This window comes from Actinomadura sp. SCN-SB (assembly GCF_043906805.1).
GTDB lineage: Bacteria > Actinomycetota > Actinomycetes > Streptosporangiales > Streptosporangiaceae > Spirillospora.
In genome coordinates this window covers 25,235-46,183 of the sequence record NZ_JBIMPP010000062.1, presented here as the reverse complement: position 1 = coordinate 46,183, position 20,949 = coordinate 25,235, and the positions used below count along the sequence as shown (strand labels likewise).

General features: G+C 71.6%; 19 protein-coding genes. 11 read left to right on the top strand and 8 right to left on the bottom strand.

Annotated features, from left to right (window positions below; translation table 11 throughout):
• Positions 1–573: 573 nt before the first annotated feature.
• The 4 genes from ACGWYJ_RS30705 (at position 574) to ACGWYJ_RS30690 (ending at position 4,680) form a co-directional block, all read left to right on the top strand.
• Positions 574–738, top strand: coding sequence for a hypothetical protein (locus ACGWYJ_RS30705; protein WP_395109934.1), 165 nt, complete (start codon positions 574–576; stop codon positions 736–738).
• A gap of 188 nt (positions 739–926) precedes the next feature.
• A complete protein-coding gene (locus ACGWYJ_RS30700) occupies positions 927–2,138 on the top strand; it encodes a PucR family transcriptional regulator (protein WP_395109933.1) in 1,212 nt (403 codons plus the stop codon).
• Between the two features lie 186 nt (positions 2,139–2,324).
• Positions 2,325–3,305 (top strand): alpha/beta hydrolase, encoded by a 981-nt coding sequence (locus ACGWYJ_RS30695; RefSeq protein WP_395109932.1) that lies wholly within the window; start codon positions 2,325–2,327, stop codon positions 3,303–3,305.
• 127 nt (positions 3,306–3,432) lie between these two features.
• Positions 3,433–4,680 carry a PucR family transcriptional regulator gene (locus ACGWYJ_RS30690; RefSeq protein WP_395109931.1) on the top strand — a complete coding sequence of 416 codons (1,248 nt, stop codon included), beginning with the start codon at positions 3,433–3,435 and terminating at the stop codon, positions 4,678–4,680.
• Here ACGWYJ_RS30690 and ACGWYJ_RS30685 read toward each other — a convergent pair.
• The 6 genes from ACGWYJ_RS30685 to ACGWYJ_RS30660 all read right to left on the bottom strand — a co-directional run bounded on the left by ACGWYJ_RS30685 (position 4,629) and on the right by ACGWYJ_RS30660 (position 10,759).
• Positions 4,629–5,762, bottom strand: coding sequence for a helix-turn-helix domain-containing protein (locus ACGWYJ_RS30685; protein WP_395109930.1), 1,134 nt, complete (start codon positions 5,760–5,762; stop codon positions 4,629–4,631). The two genes, ACGWYJ_RS30690 and ACGWYJ_RS30685, sit on opposite strands and share 52 nt — an antisense overlap.
• A gap of 292 nt (positions 5,763–6,054) precedes the next feature.
• Positions 6,055–6,735, bottom strand: coding sequence for an ATP/GTP-binding protein (locus ACGWYJ_RS30680; protein ID WP_395109929.1), 681 nt, complete (start codon positions 6,733–6,735; stop codon positions 6,055–6,057).
• On the bottom strand, positions 6,716–7,090 hold the full coding sequence (locus ACGWYJ_RS30675) for a DUF742 domain-containing protein (RefSeq protein WP_395109928.1): 375 nt from the start codon (positions 7,088–7,090) through the stop codon (positions 6,716–6,718). The genes ACGWYJ_RS30680 and ACGWYJ_RS30675 overlap by 20 nt, the downstream gene beginning before the upstream one ends.
• Before the next feature lie 7 nt (positions 7,091–7,097).
• A complete protein-coding gene (locus ACGWYJ_RS30670) occupies positions 7,098–7,523 on the bottom strand; it encodes a roadblock/LC7 domain-containing protein (RefSeq protein WP_395109927.1) in 426 nt (141 codons plus the stop codon).
• The gene (locus ACGWYJ_RS30665) at positions 7,520–9,871 is read right to left on the bottom strand and encodes a nitrate- and nitrite sensing domain-containing protein (protein ID WP_395109926.1); all 2,352 of its coding nucleotides are present in this window, start codon (positions 9,869–9,871) and stop codon (positions 7,520–7,522) included. The genes ACGWYJ_RS30670 and ACGWYJ_RS30665 overlap by 4 nt, the downstream gene beginning before the upstream one ends.
• Before the next feature lie 123 nt (positions 9,872–9,994).
• Positions 9,995–10,759, bottom strand: a complete 765-nt coding sequence (locus ACGWYJ_RS30660) for a crotonase/enoyl-CoA hydratase family protein (RefSeq protein WP_395109925.1) — start codon at positions 10,757–10,759, stop codon at positions 9,995–9,997.
• 80 nt (positions 10,760–10,839) lie between these two features.
• On the opposite strand from ACGWYJ_RS30660, the gene ACGWYJ_RS30655 reads away from it, so the two are divergent.
• The 6 genes from ACGWYJ_RS30655 to ACGWYJ_RS30630 all read left to right on the top strand — a co-directional run bounded on the left by ACGWYJ_RS30655 (position 10,840) and on the right by ACGWYJ_RS30630 (position 18,352).
• Positions 10,840–12,348 carry an AMP-binding protein gene (locus ACGWYJ_RS30655; protein ID WP_395109924.1) on the top strand — a complete coding sequence of 503 codons (1,509 nt, stop codon included), beginning with the start codon at positions 10,840–10,842 and terminating at the stop codon, positions 12,346–12,348.
• Positions 12,336–13,412: an acyl-CoA dehydrogenase family protein gene (locus ACGWYJ_RS30650; protein ID WP_395109923.1), complete on the top strand. Its 1,077-nt coding sequence runs from the start codon at positions 12,336–12,338 to the stop codon at positions 13,410–13,412. The genes ACGWYJ_RS30655 and ACGWYJ_RS30650 overlap by 13 nt, the downstream gene beginning before the upstream one ends.
• Positions 13,413–13,584: 172 nt before the next feature.
• Entirely contained in the window at positions 13,585–14,868 is a 1,284-nt protein-coding gene (locus ACGWYJ_RS30645) for an ABC transporter substrate-binding protein (RefSeq protein WP_395109922.1), read from the top strand.
• A gap of 13 nt (positions 14,869–14,881) precedes the next feature.
• Positions 14,882–16,879 carry a hypothetical protein gene (locus ACGWYJ_RS30640; RefSeq protein WP_395109921.1) on the top strand — a complete coding sequence of 666 codons (1,998 nt, stop codon included), beginning with the start codon at positions 14,882–14,884 and terminating at the stop codon, positions 16,877–16,879.
• Positions 16,863–17,603 (top strand): ABC transporter ATP-binding protein, encoded by a 741-nt coding sequence (locus tag ACGWYJ_RS30635; RefSeq protein ID WP_395109936.1) that lies wholly within the window; start codon positions 16,863–16,865, stop codon positions 17,601–17,603. Before ACGWYJ_RS30640 ends, ACGWYJ_RS30635 begins: the two co-directional genes overlap by 17 nt.
• Positions 17,600–18,352, top strand: a complete 753-nt coding sequence (locus ACGWYJ_RS30630) for an ABC transporter ATP-binding protein (protein WP_395109920.1) — start codon at positions 17,600–17,602, stop codon at positions 18,350–18,352. The genes ACGWYJ_RS30635 and ACGWYJ_RS30630 overlap by 4 nt, the downstream gene beginning before the upstream one ends.
• Positions 18,353–18,358: 6 nt before the next feature.
• On the opposite strand, the gene ACGWYJ_RS30625 is transcribed toward ACGWYJ_RS30630, so the two are convergent.
• Positions 18,359–19,150, bottom strand: coding sequence for a FadR/GntR family transcriptional regulator (locus tag ACGWYJ_RS30625; protein WP_395109919.1), 792 nt, complete (start codon positions 19,148–19,150; stop codon positions 18,359–18,361).
• A gap of 57 nt (positions 19,151–19,207) precedes the next feature.
• The gene (locus ACGWYJ_RS30620; RefSeq protein WP_395109918.1) at positions 19,208–20,203 is read right to left on the bottom strand and encodes an LLM class flavin-dependent oxidoreductase; all 996 of its coding nucleotides are present in this window, start codon (positions 20,201–20,203) and stop codon (positions 19,208–19,210) included.
• 493 nt (positions 20,204–20,696) lie between these two features.
• Between ACGWYJ_RS30620 and ACGWYJ_RS30615 the strand changes: the two genes are divergently transcribed.
• A complete protein-coding gene (locus ACGWYJ_RS30615; protein ID WP_395109935.1) occupies positions 20,697–20,933 on the top strand; it encodes an acyl-CoA dehydrogenase family protein in 237 nt (78 codons plus the stop codon).
• Positions 20,934–20,949: the final 16 nt, after the last annotated feature.

Genomic DNA, 20,949 nt, shown 5'->3' with positions numbered 1-20,949 from the left:
GTGTGGGAAAGTCTGATGTGCCGCGCTTTGCGGAAGTCGCTTAATCCGCTCCCGCTTCTTTGTCAGCGGGGGATGTCGCCTTCCCGCGAGCGAGGTCGATCGCCGCCGCATACACGGACGAGTGAGCCCCGCGGTTCGTGAACTTGCCGATGACCTTATGTCTGGTATGGGAAGAGCGGCCGACCATCGCAGGCACCTCGGATCCCGAATCGGGTTTCCGCACCGCTCCGCCTGCGAAGGGACCCCATGCGACGTCGATCCATCCTTCTCCTCACCGCGGCCGACCTGGTCGCCGATGCCGTGTGGCGGAGAACCCGGACGGCCCGGCTACGGACGCTGCCGCCCTCGGATGCCCCCGTGCACAGCCCATTTACTTGAGCGGGAACATCATCGGGCTTACCACGCTGAGCGCAATGGTGGCGCTGGCTCTGCGCGGGCGCCGACGGGACGAGGTCTGGCGGCGGCCGCAGTGATCGCCGCCGCCTGCGCCCAGCCTTACTTGGCGACGTACGGAACAATGCCGACGCACCGCGTCGTCCCGATCCCGCCGAACCCTGGCGGTCGGAGTGCCACGTGCGAGAGCGGAGCGCCCTGCGCACCGGGGTCTATCTGGCGGCCGGGCCGGCCATGTTCGCCGCCGCGTCGGCCGATCAGCCGCCGGCCCCGCTGATCAAGCGCGGGCCGCGCTCCAACACCTACCGGGTGCCGGCCCGCCGGCTGCCCGACGAAGAGGGGTGATCGTCGGCCGGACGCACACATTGCGCGGAAACTGATGAGCCGTTCATCCGATTTATCTTCCTCCGGCTAGAAAGGCGCCCTTCTGCGGCCGAGCCTGTGGGGCAGCCGTAGTCATCGGGGACGAGCTTCAGGAGGAACGTGTGGTTGCGCGCATTCCCGGACCAGGCGGGAGCGCTCCGCTGACCCGGATGTCTCCCGACATCGCCCTGGCCCTGCGGCCCCATCTGGAGAGCGCGGCGGCGGAGATGGTCCGCGAGATCCAGGCCCTGGTGCCCGAGTACGCCCGGCCCGAGGAGAGCCGGTACGGGCAGCGGATGCGGTGGGTGGTGGAACAGACCGTGGGCGCCTTCATCGAAGCCATCGGCCGGCCCGAGACGTCATGGGACGAGGTGGCCGAGATCTTCGCCGAGATCGGTGCCTACGAGGCGCGTAAAGGGCGCGGATTGGAGGGCTTGCAGACCTCGATCCGGGTCTGCGGTCAGGTCGCCTGCCGCCGGTTCATCCAGGACGCCCGGCGGCTGGCCTGGAACCTGGACACCCTCGGCCATATCACCGAGTCACTGTTCGTGTTCCTGGAGCGGATCGCCGCGGCGGCGGGCCGCGGGCACGCCGCCGCCCGGCAGGTCATGGCCACCGAACGGGAGCGCGCCCGGTCCCGGCTCCGGGACCTGCTGATCATGGAACCGCATGCCAGCCGGGATGCGATCACCGACCTGGCGCGCACGGCCGGATGGGACGTGCCGCGCTCGCTGGCGGCCGTGGCGGTCCGCCGCCCGGACGACCAGCCGGTGCCGATCCTGCCGCCCGAGGTGCTGGCGCACTGGCATTGCGCCGAGCCCTATCTGATCGTCCCCGATCCCGACGGGCCCGGCCGCGACCACCTCGTCGACTCGCTCGTAGGGGACTCGAGCGCGGCCGTCGGCCCGACCGCGGGGATCACCGAGGCCGGGATGTCTCTTCGCTGGGCACGGCGCACCCTCGCACTCGTCGAGCGTGGCGTCCTCCCGGCCAAGGGGACGGTGCGCTGCCTCGACCACGTCCCCATCCTGGCCGGCGTGATGAGCGAGGAACTGCTCGGGGTGGCGATGCGCGAACGGCTGGCGCCGCTGCTCGACCTGCCTCCGCAGCGCCGGGACCCACTGGTGCGGACCCTGCTGGTCTACATGGAGAACCGGGACAACGCCGTCGCGGCCGCGGAACGACTCGTCGTCCACGAGCAGACGGTCCGCTACCGGATCAGGAGGCTGGAGCAGCTCCTCGGTCCGCTGCCCTGCGACCCGGAGCACCGGCTGGAAGTGATGTTCCTGCTCCACACGTGGTCACGGCTTCATCAGCCCGGCGGCACGGGCCGTGCGCCCGGGCAGGAGGACGTCGGCAACGCCCTCATCGGGGCGGCGTAGGCAGGCGGGCTACTCGCTGGTCATGCACGGCGAGCTGAGCCGCCACTGCTCACCCGGCCACATATCGCCACATCCGGTACACGAGCACACTCGCTTCCAGTCGCGCGCCACCCGTCCGCGCACCTTGCGGAGTAGATGATGCAACGATCAAGTCGTCGTTCCCTCTGGGTTCCCTTCAACTCGCTCGTGGGCCGCGTCCTGCTCCTGGTCGCACTGGTCGGCGGCGGGACGGCCATGCCCGTCGCGGCCGGAACGAGAGCCGCGTTCATGCCCTCCGATTCAGGTGCGAGGATCACCGCCGAGACGTGGCAGAGCGCCACCCAGATGGACATCACCGTCCAGTCCCCAGCGCTGGGCAGATCGGTCAAGGTCCGGATCCTGCTGCCGGTGGACTGGCAGAGCGGCACCACCCGGACCTGGCCCGTGCTGTACGCCTACCACGGCGGGCGGGACGACTACACCTCGTGGACCCGGAACACCGACATCGAGGCGTGGGCCGCGGAGTACGACGCCATCGTCGTGATGCCCGAGGCCTCCAACGGCGGCTTCACCGACTGGTACAACTACGGCCTGGGCGGCAGACCCAAGTGGCAGACCTTCCACACCCAGGAGGTCATGCAGCTCGTCGAGCGCAACTATCACGCGAGCACCACGCGCGCGGCGATCGGCAACTCCGCCGGCGGGCAGGGAGCCGTCACCTACGCCGCGCTGTTCCCCGGCATGTTCACCCACGTGGCCTCGCTCAGCGGGGTGCTGTCCCTCCGCATGCCGGGCATGCCGTCGCTGATCGTGCTCACCAACTCCATCAACGGCCAGGACCCGATGGGCATGTACGGGATTCCCGTGCTGCACGACGCCAACTGGAGGAAGCGCGATCCCCTCGAGCTCGCCGCGGCCCTGCGTGGAACGAAGGTCTTCTTCTCATCGGGCACCACCGGTCAGCCTGGCCCAGGTGATCCCCCGTCGGACTCCTGGGACATCGGCCTGATCGGTGAGGAGGTGGTCGGCAGGACGAACGTCGCCTTCCGTGACCGGCTCGACCAGCTGGGCGTCCCCTACACGGCCGATCTCTACGGCGACGGCCGCCACAACTGGCCCGCCTGGATCCGCGTCGGCACCGCGATCTGGCCCGACCTCATGGCCTCCATCGGAGCACGCAGAGTCTGAGACCGAGCACGCGCGGGTCGCGCCGGTGGGTCCACCGGCGCGACCCGCGTTTCGGTCGTCCGGAGATCGCCCGCGGCCGGGCTCGCGGCTGCCGATGAGATGTGACCTGGATTACCATTGCGCGCACGTGGAGGTTGTGGCGGAAAGGACTCACGTGACCGTGGCTTCCTCGTCCAGCGAACGCATCGAGATCGAGGAGTTCGGCGGCGAGATGCTGGTCGCCGCGACCCGGCTGCGCCGTTTCGTCCCCGAGGTCGCGCAGGAATCCGTACGTGAGATCGAGCGGCAGTTGCCCGAATTCGTCCGCCCCGACGAGCCCCGGTACGCCGAGCTGCTGGGCCAGACCGTCGAATGGATCATCGGCCACTTCATGGACCTCATGATCGACAACCGGACGCCGTCCACCGAACTCCTGAACTTCATGGTCGAGGTGGGAGTCGGCGAGGCCAGAGAGGGACGCACCCTGGAGCCGTTCCAGACGGCACTGCGCATAGGCGCCGGTGTTGCGGTCAACAAGTTGACCGATGAGTGCGAGAAGATGGGCATCATCGCGGCGCCGAGCGGCATGGCCCAGCTCACGCAGGCACTCTTCTCCTACCATGACCGGCTCACCGAGGCGGTGGCCGAGGGGTACGCCCTGCACGAGGCCCGGGCAGGCAGTGAGCGGCAGCGCCGCCTGCGCCACCTGACGGAGCTGCTCGTCGCCAAGACCCCGCATCCGCAGGCGATCCAGGAAGCGGCCGACCGGGCGGGCTGGCCGCTGCCGAAGACGCTGGCGGCGATCGCCGTCCACCTCCGGGGAGATACCGAGGCGGCACCCACCGGGTTTCCGCCCGATGTGCTGAACGGCCTGCATCTCGATGTGCCCTGCCTGATCGTCTCCGACCCCGGGGGGCCGGGCCGCCGCGCGGCAGTGCGCGCGGCGCTGCGCGGCCTGAGGGCTGCCGTCGGCCCGGCGGTCGCTGTGACCGAGGTCGCGGATTCGCTGCGCTGGGCCCGGCAGGCCCTCGACCTCGCCCACCGGTCATTGATCCCCGGTGACAGTCCGATCTTCGTGGACGACCACCTCTCGGTCATCATGATCATGCAGGATGGCGCGCTGGCGGACCACGCCATGGCCACCCGCCTGGCACCCCTGGAGAAGGTCCGGCTGGTGTCGCGGCGCGCGCTGGGCGAGACGCTCTTCGCCTGCCTGGAGTGCCACTTCAACGCCACGGAGGTCTCGGCCCGGCTGCACATCCACCCGCAGACGGTGCGCTATCGGATTCGCAAATTGGAAGAGATCTTCGGGTCCGATATCCACGACCCGCGGCTTCGGCTCGACTATCTGGTGGCCCTGCGGGTGTGGCTGGCCAGAAACGGCTCCAGCCTGTAACCGCCCTCCACCGCTAGGAGAAGCGCCAGCAGGGTCTCGGCGTGCCGGTCCGGTTGAGGCAGCACTTCTCCGAGAATCGTTTCGAGCCTGCGAATGCGGTAGCGCACCGTCTGCTCGTGGATATCGAGGCGCTCGGCCGTGGCCACCGCGTTGCCGGAGCATTTGATGTATTCCAGCAGTGTGCGGGCCAGGACCGATCTCCGGGCCGGCGGGATCGACATCAGGGGGCGGAGGTGGCCGTCCACCACCAGCCGCAGCAGGTCGCCGCCCTGATGGGCGACGATCAGCGGAATGTGATCGGCGCACCGCGCCGGCCCCGTGGCATCGACGAGATTTTCGTTCATCAGCTCCAGCAGGTACCGCGCCCAGCGTAGGGACATGGCGCCCTCGGTGAGGCCGACCGTGGGGCCGATGGCCGCCACGTGTCCATTGAGGAGTTTCAGGAGATCCGACCTGTTCCGCGGGCCGTCGGGGTCCGGCACCACCAGGTACGGCTGGTCGGCTGTCAGGTCCGCGAGCACGGTCGGCGGCAAGAACGGCTTGGCCCCCTCAGGTTGGGGCGGCAGGGCGACCGCCGCGATGGTGCGCGGCTCGCACCAGCCGGCCGGCGCGATCAGCCGTGTGACGACCTCTTGTGCGCAGGGAGGGTCGGCGACGAGTAGATCGCGCAGCCGGCGGCGGCACTGCTCTTCGTTGCTGACGGCGTTCTCCCGCACTGAGGCATGCCCTCGCGCGGCGGCACTCGCGATCTCCTCCAGGAACAGGAACAGGGAATCGTTCAGGTGCTCCAGAACGCGCAGCGACCAACCGTGCCGTCGGGTGTCCCGGATGAACCGGCGGCTGGCCACCTGCCCGCAGGACTGGATCGCGGCATGAAGCCCGTCCAGGCTCCGACCCGCTCGGGCCTCGTGTGCTCCGACCCTGGCATAGATCTCCCTTAGAGGCCGCCAGTCCGTCGCCGGGGACAGGACGGAGTCGACGAAATGCCGGACCGTTTCGTGAGCGTCCCGGCGCGCCCGCTCATGCCGGCCGGAGGAGGTCCGGAAATACTCGGGGAGAAGTCTCTCGATCTCCCTGGTCATCTCCTCTCCCACGGACCGCAGATAGGGACGCATCCTTTCTTCGGACCGCAGGGGCGGGAGCATCGCCGGAGAGATGACCGCCAGTTCCGCTTGCTCGCTCACGGTGACCTCCGTTCCCCAGAAAGAATGACCGGGGGAGCACTCGCCAAGAAGTCACCTTTATGCGCACAACCTCGGCCGAGTTTGTCACTCTCCTCCCAAGAAGGCGGCCCTGAAATGCGAAAACGCGTTTGGCCGCCGTGGCGGTGATCGGGCTGCCGGACGCCGGGCAGCCGATCCCGGTGTGGGCCGCTCAGGGTGACGCGCGCCGCAAGGGCTGATCTTCGGATGCCTGGACGGCGTGCTCGACCAGGGTGATGAGGACGCCCTTCGCGTCCTCCGGGCGGCGCACGTCGCACAGCAGGACGGGGACGTGCGGGTCGACGTCCACCGCGTCGCGGATCTCCTCGACGGTGTAGTGGCGGGCGCCATCGAAGCGGTTCGCGGCGACGACGAACGGGATCCGGCGCTGCTCGAAGAAGTCGATGGAGGAGAAGCCGGTCGCAAGCCGCCGGGTGTCCACGAGGACGACGGCGCCTACGGCCCCGTAGGCGATCCGGTCCCACATGAACCAGAAGCGTTCCTGGCCGGGCGTCCCGAAGAGGTAGAGCCGGATGCCACCGGAGAAGGTCAGGCGGCCGAAGTCCATGGCGACCGTCGTGGTCGTCTTGCGCTCGACGCCGCGCAGGTCGTCCACGTCGGCGCCGGCGTCGGTCAGGACCTCCTCGGTGCGCAGCGGGCGGACCTCGCTCACCGTGCCTACCAGGGTGGTCTTGCCGACGCCGAAACCCCCGGCGACAAGGATCTTCAGGGTGTGCAGCGGGACGTCGCCTGCCGGTTCGCCGGCGGACGGAGGTGCGGAATCGTCTCTGGGGGCGGGCCCCCAGACCCCCAGGGCTTCACCCGAAGGGCGGTCAGAGGCGGCGGAGTTCATCGAGCACTCTCATCAGGATGCGGGGATCAGGGCGGTCGTCCGGTGTGCTTTGCGGCAGCTCCTCGATCAGGCCGTGCCGGCGGAGGTCGTCCAGCAGGACCTGGACGACGCCCAGCGGAAGGCCGGTCTCCGAGGCGAGGTCCGCGGGCGTGGACGGCCGCCGGCACAGCTCCAGCAGCGACCGTTGCTCGCGTGACAGCCACACCCGGTAGTCCGGGGTACGGCCGGTGGCGACGAAGATGGCGACCAGGTCGAGGGGGGCGCCGCGTGTCCTGGTCCGGCCGCCGGTAATCGCGTAGGGACGGACGACCGGTCCGGCGTCCCGGCCGATCCGGCGCTCTTTGGGCGCGTCCATGGGGATCTCACCCGGGGGATGGGGCGGGGCCGGGGTCACTGCCGCGCGGCGCGGCGGCGAGCTGCCGTCGTACCCGTTTGATGAGCATGGCGGTCTCGTAGGCGACCAGGCCCGCGTTGCCGTCCGCGGCACTGAGCACGGCCAGGCAACTGCCGTTACCGGCGGGAAGCACGAAGAACAGCAGGCCGTCCAGTTCCACGACGGTCTGCCGCACGGTTTTCGAGCCGAAGTGCTCGCGGGCACCGCTCGCCAGGCTGTGGAAGCCCGATGACAGCGCGGCAAGGAACTCGGCGTCCGCGCGGGTGACGGCGCCCGAGGCGGCCATGACCAGGCCGTCGCGGGACAGCAGCACGGCCTGGTGGATCTCCTCCACCCGTTTCACCAGGTCATCGAGCAGCCAGTCGAGCTCGCCTGACACCTGGGACCGCGTCATGGTCCACCTCGTTCGTCGTAGGGATCGGGATCGGCCGGTTCGTCGCCCTGCCGGCCGCGCAGCCAGCCCGACTGCAAGGACGACATCAGGTCGCGGCTCGACTCTGGGCTGAGGTCGTCGAGGTCGGCGTCCTCTTCGGAGTGCTCGCCCGGTCCGTGGCCGTTCGGGGGATGGCCCCGGTGCCGTCCATCGGGTGGTCGGCGCAGTTGCGGGGCCAGGTGCCGCTGCCGGACGCGCCGCGGAAGCCGGCCGGTCGACTCGCTGGAGTCCGGCGCGAACGGATCGCCGGTCTCGTGGGCCGGCGCCGGATCGCCGCCGTATATCGGCGCAGAGGCCGGAGCAGGCGCTGAGGCGGGGGCCGGGTCATGAACGGGGGAGCGGGCGGGTGGCAGGGTGGCGGGTGGCAGGGCGGAACGCGGCGGGGAGGCCCCGGCGTCGGCGGTGACCAGGGCGTGCGGGAGCAGCACGACGGCCGTCAGGCCTCCATAGGCGGACCTCTGCAGGGAGACCTGGATACCGTGCCGGGCCGCGAGTCGCGCGACCACGAACAGGCCGAGCCGATCGGTGTCGGCCAGATCGAACTCGCCGGGCCCGGCCAGCCGCCGGTTCAGCGCGGCCAGCTCCAGCGGGTGCAGCCCGAGGCCGCGGTCCACCACCTCGATCGCCAGCCCATTGGCGACGGTCTCCGACCGCACGGTGACCGTGGTCGACGGCGGGGAGAAGGCCGCGGCGTTCTCGATGAGCTCGGCCAGCAGGTGGATGACGTCGGCGACCACCGCGCCGATGACCGAGACAGCCGCCGAACCGGTCACCTCGATCCGGGTGTAGTCCTCGACCTCGGAGATGGCGGCGCGCACCACGTCCTCGGCGGCCACCGGGTGATCCCAGGCCCGCATCGGCGGCTCCCCGGAAAGGATCACCAGGCCTTCGGCGTGCCGGCGCATCCGGGTGGTGAGGTGGTCCAGCCGGAACAGCGCTTCCAGTTCCTCCGGGCCGGCGGCGCGGCGCTCCATCTCGTCCAGCAGGCTCAGTTGCCGATGCAGCAGGGACTGGCTGCGCCACGACAGGTTGACGAAGACCTTGTTGATGTTCGCCCGCAGGTCCGCCTCACCCACCGCGGTCGCGACGGCGGTGCGCCGGACGGCGGCGAAGGCGTCGGCGACCACGGCGATCTCCCTGGTCCGCCCGGTCTCAGGGCCGGGCGCCTCGGCCTCGACGTCCACCGTCTCGCCCCGCCGCAGCCGAGCCACCACGCGCGGCAGCCGCTCGTGCGCCAGTTCCCGGGCCGCGTCCTGCAGGGCCCGCAGCTCCGCGGAGATGCCGCGCGTGAAGTGCAGGGACAGCACCACCGAGGCCAGCACGGCCAGCAGGCCGACCCCGCCGGCCAGGATGAACCGGACCATGATCTCCCGCCCGGCCGGCTCCACCTGCCGCTGGTTGAGCTCCTTCCCCGCGTCCTGGGCGGCGCTCAGCCACACGGGGGACACCCGCGCGATGGCGGTCCGCCACTCGGCCGCCGGGGAGACCCGGCCGGTGCTCAGCACGGCCTGCTCGCGCGAGCGGAACGCCGCGTACTCCGCGGAGTCGACCAGCCGCTGGAGGTAGCGGGCCAGCTCGCCTGTCACCCCGGCGCGGGCGAGGGCGAGGAACTGGGCGTGGTTGCCGGCCCATGCGGCGAACGCCGTGCGGTCGTCGGCGGTCAGCCTGCCGGACGCGGGGAGCGAGGACACCAGAGCGTCCTCGCGCAGCACGAAGTCACGCGCCCAAAAGGCGTTGATCAGGGCGTTGGTGTTCTGGTACACGGTGATGTCATCGACGCTGACCAGCGAGCCGAGCAGCTGGATGCAGACGTCGGTGATGCGGCTGTAGCCGTCGATGACCCGCACCGGCGTGATCATCCCAGCGCGGGCCTCGGCGCGTACCGCCGGCAGGCTGTCGAAGGACCGGTCCATGAGCCGCAAGCGGCCCGCCACCCGGGCATTGACGGCGTCCGTCGCCTCCGAGGAGAAGACGGACCGCCGGAACGCCGCCACGGCGGCGTCTGTCCGCGCCGCCCGCTGCCGGAACCGTTCGGCGGCAGCGGTATCCCGCGCGCTGCGGGTGGCGACGGCGGCGGCCCGCTCCTCCTGAAGCGCCCGGGTGACCGTGGACACGGGCTGCCCGATCCGTTCGTAGGTCGTGGAGAAGTCGAACCGTTGCAGCGCGGCGGTGAGGGTGGTGCCCGCCGCGAACGCCCACAGCCCCACTAGTGAGATCAGCGGCACCGCGAGCAGCAGCGCGATCCGTCGCCGGACGGGACGCGTGCGCGCTCGCTGGTGAGAGCCCCGCCCTTGCTCACGCTTCGGCATCGGGTCAACTCCCGGGTCGGCAGTCCCAGCAAGAGCGATAGAGATTACTTAATTAATTTATCCAACGCTATCGCATTGCCGCTTTCGGTCGCTCCGGCCGGTTGCCGCGCGAACCCGCAGGGGTTACTCGCCGCGCCAGACGGGCGGGCGCTTCTCGGCGAAGGCGGTGGCGCCCTCGCGGGCGTCGGCGGAGGTGAACACCGGCCGGATGATCTCGTTCTGCCGGTCGAACGCCTCGGCCGAGTTCCAGTCGGCCTGGGCGTCCAGGACCTGCTTGGTGGCGGCGACGGCGAGCGGGGCGTTGGCGGCGATCGCCGCTGCCAGCGCGCGGGCGCCTTCCAGGACCTTGCCGGGGGCGGTGACCTCGGCGACCAGGCCGTACCGCTCGGCCTCGGCGGCGGTGATGAACTCGCCGGTCAGCGCCAGCCGCATCGCCACCCCGTGCGGGACGCGGCGGGGCAGCCGGATCAGCCCGCCGGCCCCGGCGACCAGGCCGCGCTTGACCTCGGGGATGCCGAACTTGGCGTCCTCGGCCGCCACGATCAGGTCGCAGGCCAGCGCTATCTCGCAGCCCCCGGCCAGCGCGTAGCCCTCCACGGCGGCGATGACCGGTTTGCGCGGCGGGCGCAGGGTGATCCCGGCCAGCCCGCGCTCGGGATGAGTGACGTTCTCGCCCGCCACGAACGCCTTGAGGTCCATGCCCGAGCAGAACGTCCCGCCCGCGCCGGTGAGGATGGCGACGGTCAGGTCCTTGCGGGACTCGAACTCCTCCAGCGCAGCGGCGACGCCGTCGGTGACCGCCCGGTTCACGGCGTTGCGGGCCTGCGGCCGGTTGATGGTGATGACGGTGACGCCGTCGGCGTGCTCGACCAGGACCTCGTCCGCCATGGGGGCTCCTTGACCTCGTTTGGGATGGTGCGGGTGGAGTAGAGAACATAGACTACTTCGTAAACTATGTGGGAGGTGGGATGGAGGGTACGGACCTCGCGGGCGCGCTGCGCGCCGCGGCCGCCCGGTACGGCTCCACGGCCCTGGTCTTCCACGGCGCGCAGGGCGTGGTGACGACGAGCCTCGGGGCGCTGCACCAACGGGCCCTCCGCGTCGCGGCCGGGCTCGCCGGTCTGGGCATCGGGCCCGGTGACGTGGTGGCCCTCCAGTTGACGGGACGGGTGGAGAGCGCCGTCGCCCATGCCGCGGTCCTGCTGCGAGGCGCGGTCGTGCTCCCGATCGTCCCGGTCTACGGCCTGCGGGAACTCGGGTTCGTGCTGCGCCAGTCGGAGGCCGCGGCCCTGATCACCTTCGGGGGGCGGGCGGACGAGGTGCGGGCCATGCGCGCCGAGCTGCTGACGTTGCGGCAGGTCATCGCCGTCGGCGAGGAGAGCTGGAACGCCCTGGAGGCGCACCCGCCGCTCGGCGCGCAGGCTCCACCCGATCCGGACGAGATCTGCGTGCTCGTCTACACCTCCGGCACCACCGCGGACCCGAAGGGCGTCCAGCACACCCACCGTTCCATCCTCGGGGAGCTGGCCACCATGGTGGGTCACGACGGCTACGTCTACCTCGACGCGTTCCCGCCCGGCCATGTCGCCGGGCTGTGCGTGCTGCTGCGGGCCCTGGTGGGCGGCGTGGCGACCGTCTTCATGGAACGGTGGAACCCGGAGACGGCGCTGGACCTGATTCACGAGCACGGGGTGACCGCCTCGGCGGGCGTCCCCTTCCACCTCGCGGCCCTGCTGGATGCCGCGGAGCGGAGCGGGCGCGGCGCCGGCGCCCTGCGGGAGTATCTGGTGGGCGCGGCCAGTGTTCCGCCCGTGCTGGTCGAGCGGGCCGAACGCGCCGGGATCGCCGCCTACCGGGCCTACGGCTCCAGCGAGCACCCCACGATCAGCTCCGGCAGCGCGGACGATCCCAGCGGCAAGCGCGCCACCACCGACGGCCGGCTCAAGCCGGGCACCCAGGTGCGCATCGTCGACCCCGAGGGCAAGGACGTGCCGGTGGGGAAGGATGGCGAGATCTGGTCGCGCGGCCCCGAGGTCTTCGCCGGATACCGCGACCCGGCCCTGAACGCCGAGGCGTTCACCCCGGACGGCTGGCTGCGCACCGGCGACGTGGGACACATGGACCGCGACGGGCATCTGACCATCACCGACCGGCTCAAGGACATCATCGTGCGCGGCGGGGAGAAGATCTCCTCCAAGGAGGTCGAGGACCTGCTGGCGGCGCATCCGGCCGTCGCCGAGGCGGTCGCCGTGGCCGAGCCCGACGAGCGCTACGGGGAACGGGTCTGCGCGTTCGCCGTCCTGCGCGACGGGCGCGAGCTCGACCTCGACGGTGTGCGCGACCATTTCGCGGCGCTGGGGGCCGCCCGGCAGAAGACCCCCGAACGGCTGGTCGTGGTGGACGCGCTGCCGCGTACGCCGGCCGGCAAGGTGCGCAAGCAGGAACTGAGGAAGGAAGTGCGCGGATGGACCTCGTGATCAGCGACGAGCAGGAGGCGCTCGCCGGGACGGTGCGGGACTGGCTGGCCGAGCGCACCGACCTGGCCGCGGCGCACGCCGACCGGGACGGCGAGCCCCTGGTGCGTCCCGAGGACTTCCGGGCGGCGGCCGGGCTTGGCCTGGTGGGTCTGCTGCGCGACGCGGAGGGCGGCACCCATGCCGACCTCGCGCTGGTCGTGGAGGAGCTGGGGTACGCGGCGTCTCCCCTGCCGATCGGCCAGGCCGGGCTGGTGTGCCGCGCGCTCGACGACACGGGGATCGGCGGTGACATGGCCGATCGGGTCGCGGAGGGATCCGAGCTGGTGGTGCCGGTGCTGTCCGAGCCGGGAGAGGCGCACGTGCGGGCGTCCGCCGCCCCGGACGGCGCGCTGGTCCTGGACGGACGGGTGGCGGTCGTCGCGGGTGGCCTGAACGCCGACGATCTCCTCGTCGCCGCGGTCGGACCAGATGGGGCGCCCGTGCTCGCTCTCGTCGCGGCAGACGCGTCCGGAATCGGCCGTACGGCGCGCACCTCGCTCGACATCACCCGGGACTTCGCCGTCGTGACGCTGGCCGAGGTCCAGGTGCCGGCCGGGTCCTGGACGGCGGTCGCACCGGAAACCGTCGAGCGACTTGGTGACGCGCTGGCCCTGCACCATGCGGCCGACGCGCTCGGCGCGGCCGACCGGCTACTGGCGATGACGCTCCAGTACGTCCAGGAACGGCGGCAGTTCGGACGGGTGATCGGCGGATTCCAGGCGGTCAAGCACCATTGCGCCGACATGGCCGTGGACGTCGAGCGCGCCCGCGTCAGCGTACGCGCCGCCGCCCGCGCGCTGGACGCGGGCGACGCCGGTGCCCGGCGGCTCCGGATCGCCGAGGCGGCCGCGATCGCGGGCGAGTCCTGCTCGCGGGTCGCCGGCACCGCGCTGCAACTGCACGGCGGCATGGGCTTCACCTGGGAGCACGACCTGCACCTTTACCTTCGCCGTGTCAAGACCGGCGAGCTGCTGGGCGGCACCCCCCGGTACCACTACGCGCGGCTGATGGAACTCGTCGCCTGATCCGTTCCGCATGAGCCCCGGCCGGGGGTCCCGGCCGGGCTTCCGGCATGCCCTCCCCGCGGGCACCCGGATCGACACCGCTTGATGAGTTATCCCGGGTCACCCCTTGTGGCGCAGGTCACGACACCCCATACTCGGCCTAGCCAGGATTACTTAGTTAACGGAGTGACTCATGTATCCGATCAAGCGGGCGGGCTCCCGGGACGGCAGGGCGAGGCGCGGGGGCGCGGGAGCGAGCGGGCGGGGACGCCGGCTGCCGGTGGTCATCCTGACCGCCGCGCTCACCGTCACGGCCGCCTGCGGGCAGAGCGGCAGCGGTGCGGAGGGGGACGACGCGCCGCAGGTGACGCTGCCGACCAACAAGGCCACCGGAGCGCCGATCACCATCGGCCTCATCAACAACGACAGCAGCCCGCTGGGCTCCTTCGCCGACATCCGCCGGGCCGTGCTCGCGGGCGCGTCCTACGTCAACGACAGCCTGGGCGGCGTCGGCGGACGGCCGATCAAGATCGTGCCGTGCACCCCCAACGGGTCGGCTCCGTCCTCCGCGAACTGCGCGGCCGAGCTGCTGCGCGCCAAGCCCGCGGCCGTGCTCGGCGGGCTGGACCTGGGTGCCGACGGCGCGGTGCCCGCGCTGGCCAAGGCCGGGATCCCCTACGTGCCGTCGGCGCCGATCGGCGGGGTCGAGTTCGCCTCGCCCAACTCCTTCTCGTTCGGCTCCGGCTCGCCGGGCTCGGTGTCGGCCGGCGCCGCGTACGCCGCCGACACGCTGAAGCCGAAGAAGGTCGCGGTGATGTTCAACGAGAACCCGCAGGCCCGGCTGGCCGCCCAGAACTACGTCGAGAAGGTCATGCGGGCCAAGGGCGTCACCGACATCTCCCTGGTCGCGTACGGCAACCACGAGACCGACCTGTCCGGCCCCCTCAGCCAGGCCCTCAAGGGCGGCACCGACGTGGTCATGGGCATCATGCAGGGCAGCGGCTGCGCCAACGTGATGAAGGCCAAGCAGGCCCTTGGCAGCACCGCCAAGTTCGTCTTCCCCGGCTCCTGCGCCGACCCGCAGGTGCTCAAGGCCGGCGGCGCCGGGGCCGAAGGCGCCTACTTCACCACCACGCTGCTCATCGCGGAGGCCGACCACCCCGACGTCAAGACGTTCCGCGCCGCCATGGCCAAGTACGACAAGTCCGTGCCGCTGTCCGGCTTCGTCCAGGGCGGCTTCGCCACGGTGGTGTCGCTGTCGCGCGTGATGGCGAAGGCCCAGCAGCCCGACTCGCCCAAGGCCGTCATGGAGGCGCTCGGAAAGGTCAGCGGCGAGCAGGCGTTCATGGGCCCCAAGGTCACCTGTGACGGCAAGCAGCTCCCGCCGCTGCGGGCCCTGTGCACCAAGGAGGCCCGGATCGCCCAGTACACCGGCGGAGCACTGAAGGACGTGGGCGGCCGGTGGGTCTCCTCCTGACCCCGGGAGCATGATGAGCGAGATCCTGCAGTTCGCCGTCCTCGGCCTTGGCGCCGGCACCGTCTACGCGGCGCTGGGCACCGGCGTGGTGCTCACCTACCAGGCGGCGGGTGTGGTGAACATCGCGCTGGGCGCGCTGGCGATGTACGCCGCCTACACCTACACCCTGCTGGAGTCGGAGGGGACGCTGGTCCTCCCGGTCGGAACGGTCCCGATGGCCGGGCTGCCGGTCCTGGTGGAGATCCTGATCGCCCTCGCCGTGGCCGCCGTGCTGGGCCTGCTGGCGTACGCGCTGGTGTTCAGGCCACTGCGGGCGGCGTCCGGGCTGCTGAAGCTGGTGGCCACGGTGGGCATCACCGTGCTGCTCCAGGCGCTGGCCGGCCTGCGCTTCCCCACGGACGCGGCGACCGTCCCCACCATCCTGCCGAACCGGCCCGTGGAGGTCCTGGGAGCGACAGTACCGCTGGACCGGTTCCTGCTCGCGGGCGTCGTCATCGCGGTCGCGGCGATGCTGTGGGCGTCGACCCGGTTCACCCGGCCGGGGCTGGCGATGCGGGCGGTGGCCGAGGACGAGCGCGCGGCGACGCTGCTCGGCCACTCGCCCGGCCGGCTGTCGGCGCTGGCCTGGGGCGGGTCGGCCGTCCTCGCGGGCCTGTTCGGCATCCTCGCCGGGCCCATCACCGGCATCAGCCCGGTCACCAACAGCCTGTTCGTGGTGCCCGCGCTGGCGGTGGCCCTGGTCGGACGGCTGCGCTCGTTCGGCGTCACGGTCGCGGCCGGGATGGTCCTCGGGATGGCGCAGAGCGTGCTGCTCAAGCTCCAGGGTGACTTCGACTGGCTGCCGCAGGTGGGCCTGCGCGAGGCGCTGCCCTTCGTCCTGATCATGCTGGTGCTCGCGGTGGCGGGCGGCCGGCTACCGTCACGCGGCACGGAGGAGGAGGCACGGCTGCCCGCGGTGCCGCGCGTGTGGCCCGGCCCCGTCACCGTCGGTGCGACCGTGCTGGTCGGGGTGCTCCTGGTGGTGCTGCTCACCGGTCCCTACCGGACGGCCCTGACCACGTCGATCGTCGCGACCCTGGTGTGCCTGAGCATCGTGGTGCTCACAGGGATGCTCGGGCAGATCTCCCTCGCGCAGATGACGTTCGCGGGGGCCGCCGGGTTCGTGCTGAGCAACCTCACCACCCGCGCGGACATACCGTTCCCACTGGCACCGCTGCTCGCGGTGGCGGTCGCGGTCGTCGTGGGCGTGCTCGTCGCGATCCCGGCACTGCGCATCCGCGGCGTGACGCTCGGGGTGGTGACGCTCGGCCTGGGCGTCGCGGTGAACGAGTTCGTCTTCAAGAACCCCGACTGGACGGGCGGCCTCGGCGGCAGCCGGGTCCCCGAACTCTCGGTCTTCGGCGTCCGGCTAGGCGGGGGAGGAGACCTCGGCTTCGCCCTGTTCGCACTTGCCGTCGTTACCGTTGTCACGCTCGGCGTCGTCTACCTGCGCGGTACCCGGCTGGGCGGCCAGATGCTGATGATCCGGGCGAACGAACGGACCGCAGCCGCGGCCGGTGTCAACGTCGCCGGGGTCAAGCTGGCCGGCTTCGCCATCGCGGCCGGGTTGGCGGGCCTCGCGGGCACCCTGCTGGGTTACCAGCAGAGCAGCCTGTCGTTCCAGGACTTCGACGTGTTCGTGTCGCTGACGTATGTGGCGGTGGTGTACCTCGCGGGCATCGGGCACATCTCCGGCGCCGTCATCGCCGGTCTGATGGCCCCGGGCGGGCTGATCTTCTACGCCCTGGAACGGCTGATCCATCTCGGTGAGTACAGCGGCCTGGTCAGCGCGGTCGGCCTGCTCATCGCACTGGTCACCACGCCCGGCGGCGTCGCCGGCAAGCTCGAAGGGCAGGTCCGGCAGGTGCGTGCGCTGCTGGGCGGGCAGCGGCGTGCCGTTCCGGAGACCGGTGCCGCGGGCGCGGCGGTGGACGAGGAAGGGGACAGGCGTGTCGATGCTCGAAGTTCGTGATCTCGAGGTGTCGTTCGGCGGGGTGCGGGCGGTGGACGGCGTCGGCCTTCAGGTGCGCGAGGGCACGCTCACCGGGCTGATCGGTCCCAATGGCGCGGGCAAGACGACCCTGCTGGACGCGTGCACCGGATTCGTCCCGGCGCGCGGGAACGTCCACCTGAGCGGTGAGCGGATCGACCGCCTGCCCGCGTACCGGCGGGCCCGCAAGGGCCTGGTGCGCACCTTCCAGTCCCTCGACCTCTTCGACGACCTGACCGTGGCCGGCAACGTGGCCGCCGGACTGTCGGTGGCCGCGTCGCGGCGCTGGTGGCACCAGTTGCGCCCGCTGCCATCGGCGGACACCGGGACGGTACGCGACGCGCTGCGCACGGTCGGGCTCACCGGAAGCGAGGACCACCTCCCCGGTCAGCTCAGCCAGGGGCGCCGGGCGCTGGTCGCCCTCGCCCGCGCCCTGGTGGCGCGGCCGCGCGTGCTGCTGCTGGACGAGCCGGCCGCGGGCCTGGACGTCCACGAGAGCGAAGAACTGGGCGAACGGCTCCAAGCCATCCGCGACGGAGGGACCACCATCGTGCTGGTCGAGCATGACATGGGCCTCGTACTGGGCTTCTGCGACCACGTCCACGTGCTGGACGGCGGCAGGCTGCTCGCTTCGGGTGACCCCGAGGAGATCCGGCGGGACGCGTCTGTACGGGCGGCTTACCTGGGGGAGGAGAACGACGCGTGAACGTCCTCGACATCCAAGGACTCAGCGCGGGCCATGGCGAGACCACCGTCGCCCGCGACATCGACCTGCATGTGCGCGCGGGCGAGATCGTCGGCCTGTTCGGCCCGAACGGTGCGGGCAAGACGACGCTGTTGCTGACCGCCGCCGGCTGCCTGCCCGCGCACGCCGGGAAGATAGAGGTGCTCGGAGCGGTGAAGGGGCGGCGGGCGGGGGCCCAGGCCCTGGCGCGCCGCGGCGTGCGTCTCGTCCCGGAGGACCGCGGGCTGTTCCGGCAGCTGACCGTGCGCGAGAACCTCACGCTGGGCCTGCCGCCCGGCCGGAGGAAGCGGTCCGGCGCGTTCGACGAGGTGCTCGACGGCCTGCCCGCGCTCCGTCCGCTGCTCTCGCGCCGCGCGGGGTTGCTGTCGGGCGGCGAGCAGCAGCAGCTCGCCCTGGCCAGGGCGCTGCTGGGCGCTCCGAAACTGCTGATGGTGGACGAGATGTCACTCGGCCTCGCCCCGATGGTCGCGGCCGAGCTGCTGCTGATCCTGCGCGAGCGGGCGGGTGCCGGCGGCACCGCCGTCCTCCTGGTCGAGCAGCACGTGCCCATGGCACTGGACGTGGTCGACCGGGCGTACGTGCTCGCGCACGGCCGCACCGTCTTCTCCGGCACCGCCGCCGCGCTGCGCGAGGCACCGGAGATCCTCGCCTCCCTCTACCTCGGCGGCGACCCGGCCGAAGCCGCCACCAAGGGCGAGGAGGGGCCCTGACGGCTCCTACTCCAGAATGTCGATGACGGAGGTGGCTTCCTGGCCGCGGAGCACCAGCTCGTCGGCGATCTGCAGGTGCTTGTGCCAGAAACGCTCGGCAGCGGGCCCGTCGCCGGCCCGGACGAGCTTGACCAGCTTCTCGTACGCGCGCAGCGCGCGTGCGTAGTCGCCGTGCTCGCCGGTCGCCTCGCGGGCACGCACCGACGCCTGGGTCTGCCGCAGGATGATCTCGTGCACCATCCCGGCCATGAGCGCCAGGGTCTGGTTGCCTGACAGCTGGACCAGCCGCAGGTGGAAGCGGGCGCTGTCGACGGCGAACCGCTCGGCGTCGGTGACCGAGGCCCGTGCGGGTTCGAGCTCCTCCTCCAGGGCCGCGTACCGCTCCTCGTCACCGCTGAGGGCGAGCAGCCGGGCCGCGGGCGGTTCGATCGCGCTGCGCGCCTGGTACACGTCGCCGAGCGTGGCCTTGCCCAGCTGGAGTAGCAGGCCGGCGGGCCGGGCGACCGCCTCCGGGCCGGGCACGGTCACCCGGGCACCGGTGCGCGAGCCACGGCGCAGCTCGATCAGGCCCTCGGACTCCAGGACCCGGAACGCCTCGCGGAGCGTGGGGCGGGAGACCCCGAAGTGCTCCATGAGCGTGGCCTCGTTGGGCAGGAAGTCGCCGGCGGTGAGGGAGCCCTCCACGATCCGGCGGCGCAGCCTGCGCGCCACCAGTTCACCGGTCTTGGGCGGGCGGACGCCGTCGGCGGGCACCCCCGCGGGCAGGCCGCGCCGTACCCCGGACTCCGGCATTGCCATGGATGATCGCTCCCCTGCTGAAGACTCACTTGGTGAACAAGGATATCTACCGATGGGTTACCTGGACGCCCGCATGAGTTCGATGGCCGCGGTCGCGTACCGCTGCCGGCGGCGCTCGCCCACCAGGAAGGCGGGCGAGGACAGGAACGCCAGGCCGGGCAGCCGCTTGCGCGCCGCCAGCCGCTCGCGGGCCTGCTCGTGCGTGCCGTAGAGGGCGATCGCGTCGAGCATCTCGTCGGTCACGGCCGCTGCCATGCCGTCCATGTCACCGGCCCGGAAGGTCCGCCGGATGCGGGCCGTCTCATCCTGCCAGCCATGCAGCTCCACCAGCGTGTCGTAGGTCTTGACGGTGAGGTAGAAGGCGATCTGCAACCGCGCGTCGCGGCGGGCCCTGGCCGGGTCCGCGTCGTCGATGGCGGTGATCAGCCAGCCCCAGCGGCGCAGCGCGCCCGGATCGCGGCCCGCCTCGGCCGCGCCGCCCTCCAGCTCGGGGTCGACGACCTCGCTCCACCAGCGGTCGGTGAAGATCCCGTGGCCGAGCACGCCGTCGGCCGCCCGTCCCGCGGTGCGCAGCATCCGCCGGTTGAACGCGCCGATCAGGATGGGGATGTCCAGCCGGCCGAAGATCGGCGCGCGGATGTCGGCGTTGATTGGGTAGAACTCGCCGTCGTGCACGATCGGCCGCCCGTTCTCGGCCTCCAGGTATCCGCGGACGGCGCCGATGAGGTCCTCCATCCGCCGTACCGGGGCGCTCGCGTCGACGGCGAACCAGTCGGCGTTCATCCGGCGCGTTCCTGAGCCCAGCCCCAGGAACACCCGTCCCGGCGCTCGCTTGGACAGCTGGCGCAGCGCCGAGGCGTGCACGAACGGCGAGCGGGCGAACGCGTAGGCGATGCCCGGGCCGACCATGGCGCGTTCGGTCGCCGCGACCATCTCACCGGTCGTGAGGTAGGCGTTGGTGTCGGCGAACTCGCCGGCGCAGAACGCGGCGGCACCCGCCTGCTCGGCCTCGGCGGCGACCTCCGGGCCCGGCCAGGGCAGTCCCCATTCCACTCCGCGTCCTCCTCGCTTCCCTGACGAGCATCTGGTAGATAACCTAGTAAACCATGTAACCTTCGTTTGGACGAGGTTGAGGGGGAGGGTTCATGGCCACCTGGCGGTCCAAGTTGCGGGAGTTCCTGGTGGCGCATGCGGGGCCGCCCCCCCCGCGGCAATGCCGAGAGGCCGGCCTGGGCTCGCGCCTTCCACGCGGTTCTGGAGCGCGCGCACCGGAGCGAAGGACGACCCGGTCGTGCGCCAGTCGCCGACCCGGATCGAGGCGTCCGTACGCGTCCTGGCCTCCAACAGCCGCCGCGCCCTCGACCTCGTCCTCCAGGACCGCGCCCCGGCCCCGCCGCGTCGGTGAATCGCCTGGTGAAGGCCGAGTTCGACCAGTACTTGCACGAGGTCGCGCTGCGCGTGCTCGGCCCGGACGCCGTGCTCGGCAGCCGCGCCACGTCCGCGCCCGAGCGGGGCCGCCGGACCTACGGCTACGGGCGGTGGACGGCTGGACGCCGCGGCGGAGGCGCTCGATGTCCCGTCCGGCGACACGGGGGTCGCGGTCGACCTGGCCGCCGCGCACGCGCTGGAGGCCGCGGTCTCGGTGACCGGCTGCTGCGTGCAGATCCACGGCGGGATGGGCTTCACCTGGGAGCATCCCGCGCACCGCTACCTGCGCCGGGCCAAGGCCGCCGAGTCCCTGATCGCGCTCCCAGACCGGCTGCGCGACCGAGCTGTAAGATAACTACGTTAACTATCTA

Excerpts from the sequence above, each read along its gene's own strand:
- ACGWYJ_RS30700 (WP_395109933.1), top strand. The coding sequence starts at position 927 with ATGTCTCCCGACATCGCCCTGGCCCTGCGGCCCCATCTGGAGAGCGCG.
- ACGWYJ_RS30685 (WP_395109930.1), bottom strand. The coding sequence starts at position 5,762 with ATGACCAGGGAGATCGAGAGACTTCTCCCCGAGTATTTCCGGACCTCC.
- ACGWYJ_RS30680 (WP_395109929.1), bottom strand. The coding sequence starts at position 6,735 with ATGAACTCCGCCGCCTCTGACCGCCCTTCGGGTGAAGCCCTGGGGGTC.
- ACGWYJ_RS30675 (WP_395109928.1), bottom strand. The coding sequence starts at position 7,090 with ATGGACGCGCCCAAAGAGCGCCGGATCGGCCGGGACGCCGGACCGGTC.
- ACGWYJ_RS30670 (WP_395109927.1), bottom strand. The coding sequence starts at position 7,523 with ATGACGCGGTCCCAGGTGTCAGGCGAGCTCGACTGGCTGCTCGATGAC.
- ACGWYJ_RS30665 (WP_395109926.1), bottom strand. The coding sequence starts at position 9,871 with ATGCCGAAGCGTGAGCAAGGGCGGGGCTCTCACCAGCGAGCGCGCACG.
- ACGWYJ_RS30660 (WP_395109925.1), bottom strand. The coding sequence starts at position 10,759 with ATGGCGGACGAGGTCCTGGTCGAGCACGCCGACGGCGTCACCGTCATC.
- ACGWYJ_RS30655 (WP_395109924.1), top strand. The coding sequence starts at position 10,840 with ATGGAGGGTACGGACCTCGCGGGCGCGCTGCGCGCCGCGGCCGCCCGG.
- ACGWYJ_RS30650 (WP_395109923.1), top strand. The coding sequence starts at position 12,336 with ATGGACCTCGTGATCAGCGACGAGCAGGAGGCGCTCGCCGGGACGGTG.
- ACGWYJ_RS30645 (WP_395109922.1), top strand. The coding sequence starts at position 13,585 with ATGTATCCGATCAAGCGGGCGGGCTCCCGGGACGGCAGGGCGAGGCGC.
- ACGWYJ_RS30640 (WP_395109921.1), top strand. The coding sequence starts at position 14,882 with ATGAGCGAGATCCTGCAGTTCGCCGTCCTCGGCCTTGGCGCCGGCACC.
- ACGWYJ_RS30635 (WP_395109936.1), top strand. The coding sequence starts at position 16,863 with ATGCTCGAAGTTCGTGATCTCGAGGTGTCGTTCGGCGGGGTGCGGGCG.
- ACGWYJ_RS30625 (WP_395109919.1), bottom strand. The coding sequence starts at position 19,150 with ATGGCAATGCCGGAGTCCGGGGTACGGCGCGGCCTGCCCGCGGGGGTG.